Raw genomic sequence first — 16,764 nt, 5'->3', positions numbered from 1 at the left:
AGAACACTTCTCCCTACGCCATCCCCCCTTATCCACATCAGACGGATATTATAATTTCTTATACCATTACAAAAGCACAAAAAGCCGGGACCTCCTGATTGCTCAGGGGTCCCGGCTTAAACAGTACATCTTATGGACGGTCGATCCAGATATACCCGTCATCATCCACTTCAACCGTGGCATGAAGACCTTGTGCGAGTACACGCAGCGGTACATAAGCATCTCCGTATTCATCCACAAATACTGCTTGTGGAAGCTTAACGGTCTTGCCGGCAATCTGTGCCTGGGCGGAACCGATTTTGAATACGAGCTGGTCGCCGTATACATCGTCAGTCACCTTGATCGCCCGGTTAGGAGCATCCCACTCTACAGTGGCATCCATATCCTCCGCGATATAACGCAGTGGCACATAAGTTGTACCGTTATCCACGATCGGATAATAGTAATCGTCATCCGGTGAGATCATCAGGCTCTTAGAGGTGATTCCCATGTCCTCTTTGAGCAGCTTATACACGGATGAAGATGGCTCGAAGCTTCTCAGGGTCTCGCCCGGAGTCAGCTGTGACTTGGAGAAGTCAATCGCTCCGTCGGTGCTGATCGGATCAGCCGTTACCGGACCGTTCACATTCCAGGTCTCGGATACCAGCTTCACATTGATACTCTGCAGCGGCAGATCCTCGCTGGCCGGAAGAGCAACCTTAAGGTCGATGTTCTGTTTGCGGACATGGAAGCCGCTGTCCACGAACATGTCCACGGTCAGCTTCGTATCCTTGCCGAGCACAGTCTTAAGCTCAGGAGCTTCTTCATAGAGCTTCTCAAGCTGCTTGTCATAGACCAGCAGAAGGGCATCAATGCCCAGCTTGGCAGCGTCATGCGCTACAGTGACTACGCCTTCTTTGTCATCGAGCGGAATTTCGCCCAGACCGAAATCGAAATTGTTCATCTCTTCACCAGAAGCCTTCAGCAGCGGATACAAATAATCATAAAGACCGCTGATCAATGCTGTGAAGCCTTCGGTGTCTTTGGAGACAGATCTCAGGAAGCTCTTCAACAATACCGGAAGCTCTTCCCCTGTAATTTCCGTATGTAGCTTCGTCAAGCTGGTTGGCTGACCATATACGGATTCTGTTACGGAGGCTACGGTGATAGCACCTGGATTCGGAAGATTCTTGACCACGAACTGGGAGATCAGCTTGGATAGCTCCAGTGTCTTGGCCTGATCCATGCCTTCAATGCCGAGTGAATCCTCGTATCCCTGAATCGGGAAGTAGAACGGCTGCTTCGCGCCTTCTGCGGTAAAGACCATATTCGTCTTATCCATGAAGAAGGAGAACGGAATCTTCATTTCCTTATAACCTACAACACCCGTTGCCGAGACGTTGCCGTTATCCTGAAGCTTCACATGTCCGAACGAAAGGGATAAAGAATTAATAAGATCGACGATTTCCCGGTCTTCTGCACGGATGCTTACAGCAGGAACAGCGCTTAGCGTCATCGTAGTGCTTGATTCAGAGGATTTGACATCCAGATCCCCGAGCAATGCCTTATTGACATCGAAGCCGCCAACCGTCTGGCAGCCGGACAGGATCAGCAGCAGGGCGAGAATCGGCACCAGCCACTTGGTTCTTGCTTTCATTTTCTTCATAGCATGTCTCCTCTAGCTCATAATTTGGCAACGTCTCCATCATCTCAAAGGAACGTGGATTTGTAAATACGGCGCCTTGAAATGATTAACAATTCAGACGGTAAATAAACTCCGCCACTCTATAAATACCCATTCCTTGAATAAGAGAAACTTTACCAGGGCAAGTAATGCTAAATGTGCCGGATAAAAGCTCCACCAGACCCAGCGCGGCAGACGTTTCTTCTCCAGCAGGACCCAGAAGCCCGGAATGAGCGCAATCAGGATCGTCGGGAGGATACTCGCCATCTGCACCAGCCAATTATAATAGAAGAGATAGAATACATTCAGCGCCAAATGCGCCAGCACCAGCCAGTAGGAGCGGGTATAGCGGAAAATCAGCACCAGCAGCAGCCCGTAGGCATTGTAATCCAGCGGCAGCGCATCCGCCAGCAGCACAGCCAGTATTACAACCGGAATGCCGAACCACAGCTTCGGCAGCTTATCGAGCAGGGCCAGCAAGGCCGCTGAGATCAGCAGGGTGAATACTACATTCCAGCCCCCCGGATCAAGCGCCAGATTATACGGAATCTGGGCCAGCAGGGCAATGACCAGCAGCCTGCGGAGATAGCGGGGTCTCGATGAGGTATGTATATGTCCTTGCACCAGCGCGTAGCAATAAATCGGAAAGGCAATTCTCCCCACATACCTCCAGGCCAGCTCACCCGGGAAAAAAATATAGCCGATATGATCAATCAGCATGGTCAACATGGCAATAATCTGCATCTGTAGCCTCCTGTTACAGTCATGAAATATAAAGCACCTTAGGTGCTATTATCCATGCCAGAGCCGGATGCTGCAAGCTGCGCGGGAAGACTTGTACGACAGGCAAGCCGGAGCCGCTCCCTCTGGAGCAGTTCCGGCCCGGCTTTCTATCCTATATCACGCCTATTACGCCGTCTTCGACTTGTTATAGATATCAAAGCCCACAGCAAGCAGCAGCACCAGCCCCTTGATGCCCTGCTGCCAATCCACGCCAAGGCCGACGAGTGACATGCCGTTGTTCATGACCCCCATGACCAGACCGCCGATAATGGCGCCGACCACGGTTCCGATTCCCCCGGAAGCCGAGGCTCCGCCGATGAAGCAGGCAGCGATGGCGTCCAGCTCGAAGTTGGTCCCGGCTTTGGGGGTAGCCGAGTTCAGCCGGGCCGCGAACACCAGACCGGACAAGGCCGCCAGCACACCCATGTTGACGAATACCCAGAAGGTCACCTGTTTGGTTTTGACACCGGAGAGGCTTGCCGCCTTCTCGTTGCCGCCCAGAGCGTAGATATGCCGCCCCATCGTCATGTGGTTCATCACGAAGGAGTAAATCACGATCAGCACCAGCAGAATCACAAGAATGTTGGGAATGCCGTTATACTGAGCCAGGACATACGTGAACAGGTTGATCACGATGACCAGCGCGGCCGCCTTGGCTACGGACATCCAGACCGGGGATTGTTCAAACCCGTATCTGACCGAGATCCGGCGGTTGCGGAATTCCTGATAGATCACCAGCACCGACAGGATCACACCGATGATCAGGGTCAGCACATTCAGCGAACCCCCTCCGGCAACATCAGGTATGAACCCGGAGCTGATCTTCTGAAAGCTCTTGGGAAAAGGCGCAATCGACTGTCCGTTCAGCACAATCATAGTTAACCCGCGGAACAGCAGCATCCCCGCCAGGGTCACGATAAACGCCGGGATTTTGACATAAGCGACCCAGAAGCCCTGCCAGGCCCCGACCAGCGCTCCCATCAGCAGCGACAGAACCACAGCCAGCACCGGATTCAGCTCCATATCGACCATCATAATGGCCGAAAGAGCGCCGATGAAGGCGGCTACCGAGCCGACGGACAGGTCAATATGACCCGTGATGATGACCAGCACCATCCCGATCGCCAGCACCAGAATGTAGCTGTTCTGCAGAATCAGATTGGTGACGTTCAGCGGCTTCAGCAGAATGCCGTCCGTCAGAATTTGAAAGAAGATTGAAATAAAGATCAAGGCAATGATCATGCTGTATTGGCGGATGTTTTTTTTGAATAATTCACTTATGGCTCCCATGCGGTGTTACCCCCTGCTTCGTGTCATTAATTTCATCAACAGCTCCTGCGATGCGTCCTTCCGCTCGACTTCCCCGCTGATCCGCCCTTCGCACATGGTATAGATCCTGTCGCACATCCCGAGGATCTCCGGCAGCTCGGACGAAATGACCAGCACGCCCTTCCCCTCCGCCGCAAGACTGTTAATGATCGAGTAGATTTCATATTTGGCCCCGACATCAATTCCGCGTGTAGGCTCATCCAGAATGAGAATATCCGGCTGGGCATAGATCCATTTGCTGAGTACCACCTTCTGCTGGTTGCCGCCGCTGAGATTCACGGTTTTTTGCAGGATGCTGGGGGTCTTGATGTTCAGCTTCTTGCGGTATTCCTCTGCGACCAGCACTTCCTCGTTCTCATTAATCACTCCGCGGCGGGACAGCTTCTTCAGGCTGCTGAGCGAGATATTCCGCTTAATGTCGTCGATCAGAATGAGGCCGTAATGCTTGCGGTCCTCGGTAACGTAGGCCAGCCCGCTCTCAATCGCCTGGCTGATGTTATTCAGGCGGACTTCCTTGCCGTGCATCAGTGTCTGGCCGCTGATCCGCTTGCCGTAGGACTTCCCGAACACGCTCATCGCCAGCTCCGTGCGCCCCGCGCCCATCAGTCCGGCAATGCCGACCACCTCGCCGCGCCGGATGTGCAGATTAATCTGATCCAGCATTTTGCGGTCTGCTTGCGTAGGATGGTAGACGTCCCAATTCCGGATCTCGAAGATGGTCTCGCCCAGCTCCGGCGTGCGCTCGGGATAACGGTTCGTCAGATCGCGTCCGACCATGCCCTTAATAATGACATCCTCAGTGACCTCATCCTGCTTCATATCCAGGGTCTTGATCGTCTGTCCATCCCGCAGAATCGTGACCGAGTCCGCTATCTTCTCGATTTCGTTCAATTTGTGGGAAATGATAATCGAGGAGATCCCCTGCTTCTTCAGCTCCAGAATGAGCATCAGCAGGTTCTCGCTATCATCCTCATTCAGCGCCGCTGTAGGTTCATCGAGAATGAGCAGCTTCACTTCCTTGGAGAGTGCCTTGGCAATCTCAACGAGCTGCTGCTTGCCGACACCTATCGTAGATACTCCCGTAAACGGCGATTCCTTGAGGCCGACGGTGGCAAGCAGCTCCTTGGTCTTCACCGTCGTTTCGTTCCAGTTGATCACCCCGCGCCTGGCCTGCTCATTGCCGAGGAAGATGTTCTCCGAAATCGACAGATACGGAATCAGCGCCAGCTCCTGATGGATGATGACGATCCCCAGTCCTTCGCTGTCCTTGATATCCTTGAACTGGCATACCTGCCCCTGGTAGTAAATATCCCCTTCATAGGTTCCATGCGGATAGACTCCGCTCAGCACCTTCATCAGCGTGGACTTGCCTGCCCCGTTCTCCCCGCAGAGGGCGTGGATTTCGCCTGCCTTCACCTGCAGATTGACATTTGCGAGCGCCTTGACGCCGGGGAATGTCTTCGTAATGCCTTTCATCTCCAAAATCGTTTCACTCAAGTGCCTCACCCAGCTTTCCTTGTGACTGTGCAGCGGCTCTCCGGCGGCGAATCTGAATCACAGCCGCCGGGTATCCGCTAAATCGCTGCCTGACGGCTATTGTCCCAGTTGTTCCTTGGTATAGTAGCCGCCGTCTACCAGTACCCTATCCACGTTGCTTGCATCCACAGACACGGGCTCCAGCAGGTAGGACGGGACGATTTTGACGCCATTGTCATAGGTTGTGGTGTCGTTGACTTCGGCTTCAGTGCCCTTCAGCACGCTCTCAGTCATCTCGACCGCTTTCTTGGCCAGCTCACGCGTATCCTTGAATACGGTCTGAGTCTGCTCTCCAGCCAGAATGGACTTCACGGAAGCCAGCTCGGCGTCCTGCCCCGTAACTACCGGAAGCTTCTTGTCGCCCGAGCCGTAGCCCACACCTTTGAGTGAAGACAGGATACCGATGCTGATGCCATCGTATGGAGACAATACGGCGTCCAGATTATCACTGGCATAGTTCGCACTCAGCAGATTATCCATCCGTGACTGGGCGGCAGCGCCGTCCCAGCGCAGGGTAGCCACCTGATCCATCGTAACCTGCTTGCTGCGGACAACCAGCTTGCCGGATTCGATGTAAGGCTTGAGGATCGACATCGCGCCATCGAAGAAAAAGTAGGCGTTGTTGTCATCCGGCGATCCGCCGAACAGTTCGATGTTGAACGGCCCCTTGCCGTCCTTCAAGCCTAGCTTCTCCTCAATGTAGGAGCCTTGCAGCACGCCCACCTTGAAGTTATCGAAGGTTGCGTAATAGTCTACGAATTCACTTTTTTTGATCAGACGGTCATAGGCAATAACCTTAACGTTGGCATCATGGGCCTTCTGCAGCACATCCGTCAGCGCCTCGCCGTCAATTGAAGCGATTACAATCGCGTTCACGCCTTTGGTGATCATGTTCTCAATCTGCGAGACCTGATTCTCCACCACATCCTCAGCGTATTGCAGATCCGTGCCGTAGCCCAGCTTCTCGAACTCCTTCACCATATTGTTGCCGTCATTCACCCAGCGTTCCGAAGATTTCGTCGGCATTGCAATGCCTACCTTACCCTTGGCTGAATCCCCGCTGCCGCCGGAAGAGTTGCCGCTGTTGCCACACGCAGATAAGACAATTACCATTGTTAGAAGCAACGTGATCAATGAATATCTTTTCATTCCTGCACTACCCCCTGAACTATTCTGTTGTCTTCCACGGGCTTCCCGTGTGACAAATCGAGTATAGCAACGAAGGGCATGCGGCGTATTTATAATAAGACTACTGTTTTTATGAAAATCCAACTTTTGTCATAAAAGTTCATGCTCTTTCCTCAAATGATTCAATCTATATAAGACGCACTTAAGTTTTGAACTTGAAGCTACATCGTCACTGCGGTGAACATTTGGACTTCCGGCCGCTGTTGTCCCAGATTTCTTGATTTTTAAACCGCTGTAAGCGGGTGAAATCCGGTGACAGCTTATCCTTACGAGGTAGCTTTCCTTCGGAAAGCTTTCGGGCGGTCGCTACCGCTCCTACAGTTCCAAATTTCCCCTCCGCTTCTTTTGCTTTTTGTTTAGTTCTGTAGTGCTTTTTGTAAAGATAAACCTGTTTGGTACGCGGTCCCTTCACACTAAGCAGGCACTGAACATAATCACCCTGCGGGTGGATGATGTAAGAACCTCTGTGGTCCAGACAGCTCATATGGCTACCTCGCTCTTACCCATTTGCCCATTTCCGGAACATCCGGTCTACGAACCTTCGCACCCGCACATTGTATTGAGTTTTCTGTGGAAATACGTCTGGCACTGCGATAAACGCACGGCCTACGCGGTGCACCGAGTCCAATTGTGTTCGGTTTAATACGAAAATAAAAGTATCGGAAAATGCGCCGCAGACTGGATTTTGACAAAAAAAGACCCACCGCCCCAAAATTACGTTTCGTTTTTTTTGAAAAAGGGGAGACTATTGGATAGGATTTAATTGCACGCTATATCCTAACTGCTGGATATATTGCACGTACCGATCCAACGGGTTTTTCTTGGACGTCTCATCGCCTAGTGAGACGTCTATTTCTTGGTATAACCTTTTCTCCCGCATCAGGGCATGGAGGATTCGAATCAACAAATGTGCGGTGGCGACGTTTGCTTTTTTATCTCCTCGTCTCTTACGTATTCGTCGAAAGAATTGGCCGATCCGGTTCGAGGAGCGAGAGTTCGCCCAAGCCGCCTGACACAAGGCCCCTTTCAGATGCTTGTTCCCTTGCATCGTTTTTGACTTTTTTCGCTTTCCAGCGCTTTCGTTGTTCCCTGGACACACCCCCGCCCATGATGCAAACTGCGCATCACTCGGGAACATTTCCGCGACATGCGGCCCCACTTCTGCAAAGATGGTCACGGCAGATGTCCGCTCAATTCCTGGAATGGAGTCAATTTGTTCAATCCTCTCCAGGTAGGGTTCTGCCTTCGCCTCGATTCGAGCTTCCAGTTCCGTGATCCGTTTCTCCAAATAGACCAAGTGGTCCCAGTGGTCTCGAATCATCTCCCGATGATGACGGCGCAACTTGCCATTGAGCGCGTCTAGCAACTGCGGAACTTTCTTTTTTAAACGGGTTTTGACCAGGTTTTTAACGGTCACTTCGTCTACGACCTCGCCGTCCATGATCTTCTGGAGCAGGCCCCGTCCTGAAACCCCATATAGATCGGACATAAAGGTGGTTAGCTTGATGTTGGCATCCTGCAGGATTTTGTGGATGCGGTTCTTCTCCGCCGTCACCGCCTGCACCATCTTACTCCGGTAACGGGTCAAATCTCGCAAATCCCGGATGTCCTGTTCTGGCACCATACTGCCTTCAATGAGCCCGCAACGGTGCAATTGCGCTAACCAGCGCGCATCTTGCATGTCACTTTTTCGACCCGGCATATTCTTTACCCGCTGGGCGTTGGCCAAGACAAGATCACAACTGCCCTCTAAGATGTTCCATACCGGTTTCCAAAACACGCCGGTACTCTCCATCACCACCTCAAGGCAGCCGTGTTCATTCAGCCAATCTTGCAGTCCTAACAATTCTCTGGTTGTCGTCCCAAAGGTTTTCATGTGACATTGCGGTTTTTGTTCGATCGGTCCTTTTAACACGCAGGCCACAACGGTTTCCTGGTGCACGTCCAGACCGGCGCAACACATACGTACAGCATCCATTCCAATCATCCTCCATCGTCAGCTTACAAATCATGCGCTCGAGTGAGTGTAATTTAATACACGTACTTTTTGGGGGTTACAATAGGCGATGCTCGAAAAGCGCAATAGAACGGTTTTTCGCACGGGGTGTATCCCAGTAACCGCGTCCGCCCTTTGATTTGTATATGTAGTGTTGACGACTACAGCATCTTTTAGAATGGATGCGACGGATGCCACCCACTTATTTTCATTCCTGGGGGTGACAAGGCCTCTGTCTTGTCATGCCTGTTTTTCGATTACATTGGGCCTACGTGGTACGTCCAGTCCAATTGTGTTCGGTTTTCCGATTACATTCGGCCTACGCGGCGCGTCCAGTCCAATTGTGTTCGGTTTTCCGATTACATTCGGCTTACGCTACCCCCCCGGTCTAATTGTGTTCGGTTTTCCGTTGAAATTTGTTAAACAGATGAACAGACGACGTTCTGTTTTTAGGCGCGCTGCTCATTTTCATGCTGGAGTTGTGCCTTGAAAGTTTCTCATTCGGTCTCCGAATCATTCAAAGAGCGCTGCTCCCCACGCTATGCCCCCCATTATCCACATCAGGTGGATTTATAATTTCCTACATCAAAAACCGCCCGCAGTCCATTGACCACAGGCGGTTCACAAAATTATGGTAGGTATTAGTTATCCTTCCTACTGATTATCTTGCTTCCGGTTACCACCGTCACCAGGCTGCACACCCTTACGGAATTGCATCGGCGATACCCCCGTATGCTTCTTGAAGGCGGTGCTGAAATAGTGCTGGGTCTCATACCCGGACTGCTCCGCTACCTCATTAATACTCAGCTCCGTGGAATGCAGCAGCCCGGCTGCCCGGCGGATACGGATCTGCGTCAGATAGGCGCCGAAGGACTCGCCCAGCTCCTGCTTGAACAGGCGGCTCAGATAGACCGGCGATGCCTGAAGGATGCCTGCCATCGCTTCCAGCGTAAGGCCATATTCGCTGTAATGCTCCTGGATATACTGCTTCGCCCGGCGGACGAGCGGGGACAGCGGCTGCTCCTTAGCCAGCGCCATCCGGCAGCTCCGGTAGGCGGCGGTCAAGTCTGTAATCTCTCCCTGGATCGGCGTGGCGCCGACTTCCACTGCGATTTTGAGATTGCTGCGCACAGCAGCCTCCACACCGGCCAGGACGCGCTCGCCAGCGGCATCCCACAGCAGAATGACAATCAGTCCGGCAGCATCCCGGAAGATCACTCTGGAATACGGCTCCAGCAGCTCAGCGGCGATATTCTCGATGGCGAACAGGAAAAGCTGCCGCTCCTTCTCCTTCATCGCCGGATGCTGGCCTTCCCATCTCCAGCGGATGATGCCGATCAGCTCCGGCCGCTGCGGCGGAAGCTTGAGGAATTGCAGCTGTTCCCTGATCTCCGCCTGGCTCAGATTGCCGTCCAGCCATTCCTGGCAAAAGCGCTCACGCAGCAGCGGGAAGTTCTTCAGCAGCTGCCGGGAGGCCTGCTCCAGATGCTGGCTCTGCTGCTGCTCCGACTCCAGCTCATCGCGGACGCCCCGCAGCACCTGCATTAATTGCTTCGGCTCCGCCGGCTTAAGGATGTAATCATTCACCTGCAGCCGGATCGACTCCTGGGCATAGGAGAATTCATCATGTCCGGTGATCACAATGATTTTGCAGCCGGGCAGCTCCTCCCTCAGACGCTTCATCAGCTCCATGCCATGCATAATCGGCATATTGAGATCCACCAGCGCGATGTGGATGCCCTGCTCCGTTGCCAGCTCCAGCGCCTCTTCTCCATCTTCTGCCTCCGCTATAACCTTCATGCCCAGGCTGTCCCAGTCTACGCATTGCCGGATACCCTCACGGATAATGCTCTCATCATCGGCAATCATTACTTTCCATTTGTCCGGCATGCCCGGTATTCCTCCTCATCCTAATTCTTCTCCGGGTCACGGACGACCGGATGCCTGACCGTGACGACGGTCCCCTTCCCCGGCTCACTCTCCATGCTGATCCCGTATGGTTCCCCATAGGTCAGCCTGATTCTGGCCTGCACATTCAGTATGCCGTAGCCGCTTCCTGCGCTACCCGTTACAGGCATCTCGGGCTCGGAAGGCTCGGGCTCTTCCCCTCCTACAGCTTCGAGCCGGTACCTGAGTTCCCTCAGCCTGTCAGCAGCCATCCCCGCTCCGTCATCGCGTACGGTAAGGTATAGCTCGTTGCCTCGTTCCACGACTTCAATCGAGAGGTGTCCGGGACCGCGGCGCTCCTTAATGCCGTGATAGATTGCGTTCTCCACCATCGGCTGCAGGAGCAGCTTAAGCACGTACAGCTCCTGCAATTGCGGCTCCACTTCAATCGAATAGGTCAGCTTGCTGCTGTAGCGGACATGCTGAATCTTCAGATAGCTGACGATATGCTCCAGCTCATCGGAGAGCGGAATGATATCACTCCCTTTGCTCAGGCCCAGCCGGAACAGCCTGGAGAGGGACTGCACCACCTCGGCGATATCCTCCGCCCCCTTGCTGCGGGCCATCCAGTGGATGGTATCCAGCGTGTTGTAGAGAAAATGCGGTTTGATATGCGCCTGCAGGCTGCGCAGCTCTGCTTCACGCTTTTGCCGCGCCTGAAGCTCCGTCAGAGACAACAGGCGGCCGATCTGGGCCAGCATGGTATTGAAGCTGCGGCCGAGCAGCCCGATCTCATCGGACCGGTTGCCCCAGTAGCGGATCGTCAGATCGCCGGACTGCGCCTTGCTCATGAAGGAGGCCAGCTGACCGATCGGTCGGGATATCGAATAGGCCAGATAGAACGAAGCCGTCATGCCCAGCATGCAGACCACAAATACAAAGGTTACGACATTGAATGTAATCTCGCGGATACCATAGGCCGACTCATCCATCGGGAAGACGCCCATCGTGGTCCAGCCGGTAAACGGCGAAGTCCGGTAGATCAGCTGCAAATGGCGGCCCTCCACCGTCTCCGAGGTGATCCCCGAGGACTCGGTGAACAGGTTTGCCGGAATCTTTTGCATCAAAGGGTGCTGCGGCGCGTAAATCATCTCCCCGTTGTTATCCACCACCGTCAGGTAACCTGTCTTCCCGAGTGTGACATCTCTGGCCGTCTCCGCGATCACCCGCAGCTTCAGATCCACCAGCACCACGCCCTGCACGACCTGTGTCTCAGGATTCACAATGGCCCGCACGGCGGAGACCACCTCACTCTCCTTATAGTCCACATGGGACCTGACCGCACGGCCGTAGGGATGCCCAACGATCTGGAAGATCCCCTTATTCGCTGCCGCCTGTTTATACCAGGCCTCTTCCGTCAACCGGGTCCCGGAACGGGTGTACATCTCATTGCTAATGAAACCGCCTTCACGGTTGACCAGCATAATGCCCGCGATCTCGGAGCTGAGCGTGGTGAAGCCCTGCAGAAATTTGCGGATGTTGTATTCGGCGGATTCCCCGTTACCCGCAGCCGGGTCCATCTGTGCGGTTCCCGCCGCTTCCCCCTTGAGAAACTTCTGCACTCCCGGATCAAACGAAATCAGGTAGGTAATCTTCTGCAGATTCTCCACATCGCTCTCAATCGCCGTGTTCACCTTGCGGATCAGCTGCATCGTATTCTCGTTGCTCTGCTCCTCCACGATCCGGTCCACCGTCCAGCCGATCAGCAGCCCAAGGCCAATGGAAGGCAGAATACTGATCAGCAAAAAGTGAATAATCAGCTTGTAGCGGATCGGCATATTATTCAGCTTCAGCTTCTCCATAGTTACGCCGGACTTGCGCATCACAGGCTCCCCCTCTGCCGCAGTCTACTTGGCATAATAATTGTCCACGTTCTGCCTGGTGACCACATCTATGCCGGTATCTACAGAATCGGGGACGGGCAGAGGCTTGTTATTGGCATAGGCGTCAGGGTCAGCCTTCAGATCGCGGTGCAGATGGAACAGCTCGGTGAGGGACCAGTAGCCCATATTCCAGGTCCCTTGGGCCATCGTTGCGGCAATTTTGCCTTCCTTCACCAGATCGAGCGTGCCCTTATCCGTATCGAAGCTGATAATCTTCGGTGACGGGCCGCTGCCCCGGGCTGCATCCACCGCCTCCGCCACTCCGATTCCGCCATTGGATTCCGTGGCAAAAATCCCGGCAAGCTGCGGATACCGCTCCAGCAATTGCTCCGCCGCTTCCCTCGACGCCACCTGATCGCCCCGGCCATCCTTGACAGCCACAAGGCTCATCTCCGGATACTTGCTGCGGATGGTATCTGTGAAGCCGTCCGTCCGTTCCTGATGATTATGCTGATCCGGTGTGGTGATAATCGCAACCTCGCCGGAGCTTCCCGTCAGCTCGGCCATCTTGTGCGCGGCCTGGGTCCCGGCCTTGTAATTATCCGTTCCCAGGAAGGAATACGCTTTGCTGCCCTGAGCTCCCGAATCAAACAGCACGACCGGAATGCCGCTCTCCACCGCCTTATTAATGGTCGCTGTGAGCAGCTTGGAATTCACCGCCGAGATCGCAATCCCCGCAGGCTTCTTGGCAATGGTCTGCTCCAGCACGGTCATCTGTTCACTTGCATTATGCTGGGTCGAGCCATGGTATTCGACAGATACATTAAGCTCTTCTGCCGCATCCTCGAAGCCCTTCAGCACGCTTTTCCAATAGTCAATGCCGATCTGGAAGGTGACCATCACATATTTATCCTCAATATTCCCGCGCAGTCCGGCGGTCTCCCACGGGTCTGCTGAATCCCCCTGCTGCTTGTAATTCAGCACATAGATCACGAAGATCCCGATCAGCAGCACGTAGACTAGCCAGAGCTTTTTCACATCTGTAACCTCTTTCAAAACCAAAAAATCAAGACATCCTCCAGCTTCTTCCATCTTTGTCCAGTCTAGTCTAATGGCTCAGCAGGCTTTCCGTCAATTACGTTACAGGGCAGATGGATCAAGATCGTGAACTGCTGCGACATTTTATGTCGTACCAGTTGTTCTATACTGAGCAGGTAACATTCAAATTACTGAAATGAGGACTACACAAATGTCAAAAACAAAACGCGGGCGGGTACTCTGGACCCTCCCTTCCCATGGCCGCGGCACCTGCCCGATCTGCGGGGCCACCAGAATTAAGGTGCTCTACACCAAAGTTAAGTCTGACGGTACCGCCCTTAAGGTCTGCAAACGCTGTGACAAAGCACCGCAAAGCAAAGTAGACGCCGTATAGCCCTAAAAGGTCATGCGCCGTATAACCTGAGGGTATCGTGCAAGGATGTCTGCCCGCCTATATGCTCCTAAGTGCATGTAGCCGGGCGGCATCCTTGTTTCGTTGCGTAAGATAACCGCCAGCGGATATACTGAAAGCTGACCGACAGGAAAGGAGCGGAGCCGCATGAGCCATATTCACCGGATTCAGTGGTTTGACCAGCAGATCCGAAATGCCAAATATCCGAACAGCCAGTCGCTGGCGGAGCAATTCGAGATTTCCAGGCGCCAGGCGCAGCGGGATATCGAATATCTGGCCGAGTCTCTGCGTGCTCCCCTCCGGTACGTGGCGAAGCAGCGGGGATATATATATGAGGATAACAGCTTTGTGCTGCCGCATCTGTATATCACGGACGAGGAGCAGCGGATACTTAAATATCTGGCTTATCGTTACAGCCATTATGATTATGAGAATGCCCGGACGATCCGCAAAATCGGCGGTCTGCTGGAGCGGTTCACGGCGCAGCCTAACGCGGATAAGGACATCCGGCTTCCTGTATTTGAAGTGGATGCCCGCTTGCTGCAGATCATTGAACTGCTGGAGCAAGCCGTTGCGTCCCGCAGCGTGATCCATGTGCTCTACCAGGGGCAGCAGGACCCGCCGCAGGAGCTGTATCTCTGTCCCGTGAAGCTGAGCCGCCGTCTGGATGAAGATTATCTTCTTGCAGCTATCGAAGGCCAGGAGCAGCCAGCGTTCTACATGCTATCCGGTATCCGGCAGCTGAAGCTGACGGGCAGGACTTTTACAGCTGGTGAAGAAGAAGGTTCGGTCTCCCCGCCACAGCAGAACAGACCGCCGTTGAAGCCGTTCACGGCCCGTATCACCTTAAGAGAAGCACCTGCGGACTCCTCATGGGGCGGGTATGCGGTCCGCGCAGCCGGAGGAGATGTGTACGAAATCGACTTTTGGGACACCGAAGCCTTCCTGGGACACCTGCTCCGCTCGGACTGGACCGGAATCCTCTCTCCCAAATGGCTGAAGCACAAGGTCCGGGACAGGTGCCGGGCTGTACTGACACTGCTAGATGAACAGGAGAATGAGCGTGAGAACGAGAGTAATCCTTGAAGGAATCCAGATGAAGCGTGAATCCAAATCTTTTACCGATGCCCTCTATGCGGTCCTGACTGCTGCGGGGTTATTCCAGGGTCCGAAATTCATGCTCTCCGGGCTTAGCGGCATGGCCTTCAAATTCTCGGTGCATGAGAAGCTCTATTTCCACTCCGTTACCGCTTATGGACAGTGGGGCCAGGAGCATGGTCCGGGCATAGATAATCTCGGCATTTATACCGTCTATGATGGCGGGAGGAGCAGACATGAGTCGTTCAGGGAGTATCAGCGGATCGCTATTGAGAGTGTAAAGCAGAGTCTGGACCGGGGCAGGGCCTGCATCTACTGGATACCGGAGTTCGGCGTGATTCATGGTTATGACGAGGAGGATCAAGTGTTCTATGTACAGGATGGCAAGTCCGGCGGGACGGAGTACGTGCTCTATGACAACTTCGGCATTAACTTCACCTCCTTCTGGTACTGCCAGTATATCGGGGATAAGGTGGATATTCCGCTGCATGACGCTGTCCTCGAATCCCTGAGACTTGCCCTGGAGGACTGGGAGACTCCGTATAAAATATTGCCTGACCAAAGTATAGCTTCCGGCCGCCTGGCCTACAGCTTCCTGATCGGCGCTCTTCAGCAGGGGGATTTCGACAATAGCGGCGCTGTCTATATTCTTGAATCCTATTTGAGCTCACGCTCTGAGATTCGCCGTTATCTGGAGGAGGTTCAGTCTGTACTGCCGGGGCTCGGTGAAGTTCATGGTATATACGCTCAATTGGAGAAAATAATGCGGTTGCAGCTGGCCTCCTCCCTTCCCGTGGCGCCCGGCAACAGAGTGCTGCTGCCTGAGCAGCTTCCCTCACTCTGCGCTATTGTACAGCAGGCTATGGAACTGGAGGAACAGGCCATGCAGCAGGTTAGAGTCATCTCCGGGCAGTACCCGGATCTGAAACGTTCCATTCTGCCAAGATGGGGGGCCCATACAGCGCGATGAGAGACAAGCACCCGCTCACCATATCTTATGTTGATGCCTTGCACCAGGTCCTGTCCGCCAAAGGCTGGTTCAATCTGCCGAAGCCTATGTTATCCGGGATGACGGCCTCCTGCTTCCGGCTCTCCGTCCACAGACAGCTTCATAAGGATTCACCAACGGCCTATAACTGGGCGGCCGAACACACAGTAGCAGCAGATCTAATCGGCATTGTCGCCGGTCAGTCGGCAGGTTATCATTTCGCCCCAACCTTCCCGCTCTATCAGAAGCAGGCGATCCTGGATATCCGCGGGTCGCTTGCGCAAGGCACCGGCGTTGTCTGCTGGAAAGACCAGTTTGTGGTGATCACCCGCTCCGATGACCGCAAGCAGCTATTCTATTACAATGAGATGTCCTCTGGCGCTGAGCTGGAGCTGCCGTACGCACAACTGGGAAGGAATACGACTCCCTATTGGTACTGTCAGATCTATGAAGGACAGATCCGCAAGGAGCTCCCGCAGGTCATCCGGGAATCCTTAATCCAGGCGGTGTACAAAGCAGAGGTCCATGACCCCCTGTTGCCCGAAGCACAGTATGCCTGCGGCTTGCAGGCTTATGATGCCATGCTGGAAGCCTTCTCAGGCGATGCTTATGATGCCGCTGGTGCTTATGCAACCCTGATGTTCTATGCAGCCAGCAAAAAGGAAGCGGCCAGCTACACCAGGGAGGCCTGCACCTACATGCCTGGACTCGAGAAAACTGCGGGTCATTACGCATCCCTGTCCGCCGTCTATGATGAAATCACGGCACGGTTAGGCGTGGACACGCTGCTTCCAGCGGCGAGTAGACGGCAGGAGCTGATCACGCTCCTCCGGGAAGCACAGCGTATCGAGACCGCTGCGATTCAATCCATCCGCGGCCTGCTGCGCGAACCCATTGCGAACCGCTTCCAGGATGTGGGGCTGCGCTGAGTCTGGAGACTTGGGTTGTGCCTATTGTGCTGGT

The 16,764-nt window shown here is 53.9% G+C and carries 14 protein-coding genes; 4 read left to right on the top strand and 10 right to left on the bottom strand.

Annotation, left to right across the window (positions count from 1 at the left end; translation table 11 throughout):
* Nucleotides 1-130 precede the first annotated feature (130 nt).
* The 10 genes from KDC22_RS13860 to KDC22_RS13815 form a co-directional block, all read right to left on the bottom strand.
* The gene (locus KDC22_RS13860) at nucleotides 131-1,645 is read right to left on the bottom strand and encodes a copper amine oxidase N-terminal domain-containing protein (protein ID WP_173126382.1); all 1,515 of its coding nucleotides are present in this window, start codon (nucleotides 1,643-1,645) and stop codon (nucleotides 131-133) included.
* A gap of 93 nt (nucleotides 1,646-1,738) precedes the next feature.
* Complete coding sequence (locus KDC22_RS13855) at nucleotides 1,739-2,407, bottom strand: TraX family protein (protein ID WP_211723454.1); 669 nt, start codon at nucleotides 2,405-2,407, stop codon at nucleotides 1,739-1,741.
* Nucleotides 2,408-2,572: 165 nt separating this feature from the next.
* A complete protein-coding gene (gene mmsB / locus KDC22_RS13850; RefSeq protein ID WP_211723453.1) occupies nucleotides 2,573-3,736 on the bottom strand; it encodes a multiple monosaccharide ABC transporter permease in 1,164 nt (387 codons plus the stop codon).
* Between the two features lie 6 nt (nucleotides 3,737-3,742).
* Nucleotides 3,743-5,272: a multiple monosaccharide ABC transporter ATP-binding protein gene (gene mmsA, locus KDC22_RS13845; protein ID WP_211723452.1), complete on the bottom strand. Its 1,530-nt coding sequence runs from the start codon at nucleotides 5,270-5,272 to the stop codon at nucleotides 3,743-3,745.
* A 96-nt stretch (nucleotides 5,273-5,368) separates the two neighbouring features.
* Nucleotides 5,369-6,460 (bottom strand): multiple monosaccharide ABC transporter substrate-binding protein, encoded by a 1,092-nt coding sequence (chvE, locus tag KDC22_RS13840; protein ID WP_211723451.1) that lies wholly within the window; start codon nucleotides 6,458-6,460, stop codon nucleotides 5,369-5,371.
* 208 nt (nucleotides 6,461-6,668) lie between these two features.
* Complete coding sequence (locus tag KDC22_RS13835; RefSeq protein WP_211723450.1) at nucleotides 6,669-6,983, bottom strand: hypothetical protein; 315 nt, start codon at nucleotides 6,981-6,983, stop codon at nucleotides 6,669-6,671.
* A gap of 261 nt (nucleotides 6,984-7,244) precedes the next feature.
* Nucleotides 7,245-8,477: an IS110 family RNA-guided transposase gene (locus KDC22_RS13830; RefSeq protein WP_211721118.1), complete on the bottom strand. Its 1,233-nt coding sequence runs from the start codon at nucleotides 8,475-8,477 to the stop codon at nucleotides 7,245-7,247.
* A 672-nt stretch (nucleotides 8,478-9,149) separates the two neighbouring features.
* Nucleotides 9,150-10,385 (bottom strand): response regulator, encoded by a 1,236-nt coding sequence (locus tag KDC22_RS13825; protein WP_211723449.1) that lies wholly within the window; start codon nucleotides 10,383-10,385, stop codon nucleotides 9,150-9,152.
* A 20-nt stretch (nucleotides 10,386-10,405) separates the two neighbouring features.
* Nucleotides 10,406-12,265 (bottom strand): cache domain-containing sensor histidine kinase, encoded by a 1,860-nt coding sequence (locus tag KDC22_RS13820; protein ID WP_211723448.1) that lies wholly within the window; start codon nucleotides 12,263-12,265, stop codon nucleotides 10,406-10,408.
* A 24-nt stretch (nucleotides 12,266-12,289) separates the two neighbouring features.
* The gene (locus KDC22_RS13815) at nucleotides 12,290-13,303 is read right to left on the bottom strand and encodes a substrate-binding domain-containing protein (RefSeq protein WP_211724036.1); all 1,014 of its coding nucleotides are present in this window, start codon (nucleotides 13,301-13,303) and stop codon (nucleotides 12,290-12,292) included.
* A 211-nt stretch (nucleotides 13,304-13,514) separates the two neighbouring features.
* Here KDC22_RS13815 and KDC22_RS13810 point away from each other — a divergent pair, with 211 nt between their 5' ends.
* The 4 genes from KDC22_RS13810 to KDC22_RS13795 all read left to right on the top strand — a co-directional run bounded on the left by KDC22_RS13810 (nucleotide 13,515) and on the right by KDC22_RS13795 (nucleotide 16,730).
* Nucleotides 13,515-13,697, top strand: coding sequence for a hypothetical protein (locus tag KDC22_RS13810; RefSeq protein ID WP_173126358.1), 183 nt, complete (start codon nucleotides 13,515-13,517; stop codon nucleotides 13,695-13,697).
* A gap of 165 nt (nucleotides 13,698-13,862) precedes the next feature.
* Nucleotides 13,863-14,801, top strand: a complete 939-nt coding sequence (locus KDC22_RS13805) for a helix-turn-helix transcriptional regulator (RefSeq protein ID WP_211723447.1) — start codon at nucleotides 13,863-13,865, stop codon at nucleotides 14,799-14,801.
* Nucleotides 14,779-15,783, top strand: coding sequence for a BtrH N-terminal domain-containing protein (locus KDC22_RS13800; protein WP_246553558.1), 1,005 nt, complete (start codon nucleotides 14,779-14,781; stop codon nucleotides 15,781-15,783). The genes KDC22_RS13805 and KDC22_RS13800 overlap by 23 nt, the downstream gene beginning before the upstream one ends.
* Nucleotides 15,780-16,730: a hypothetical protein gene (locus tag KDC22_RS13795; protein ID WP_211723445.1), complete on the top strand. Its 951-nt coding sequence runs from the start codon at nucleotides 15,780-15,782 to the stop codon at nucleotides 16,728-16,730. The genes KDC22_RS13800 and KDC22_RS13795 overlap by 4 nt, the downstream gene beginning before the upstream one ends.
* Nucleotides 16,731-16,764: the final 34 nt, after the last annotated feature.

This window comes from Paenibacillus tritici (genome assembly GCF_018207515.1).
GTDB classification, from domain to species: Bacteria; Bacillota; Bacilli; order Paenibacillales; family Paenibacillaceae; genus Paenibacillus_AQ; species Paenibacillus_AQ tritici.
This window is presented reverse-complemented; position numbering and strand designations above follow the sequence as displayed.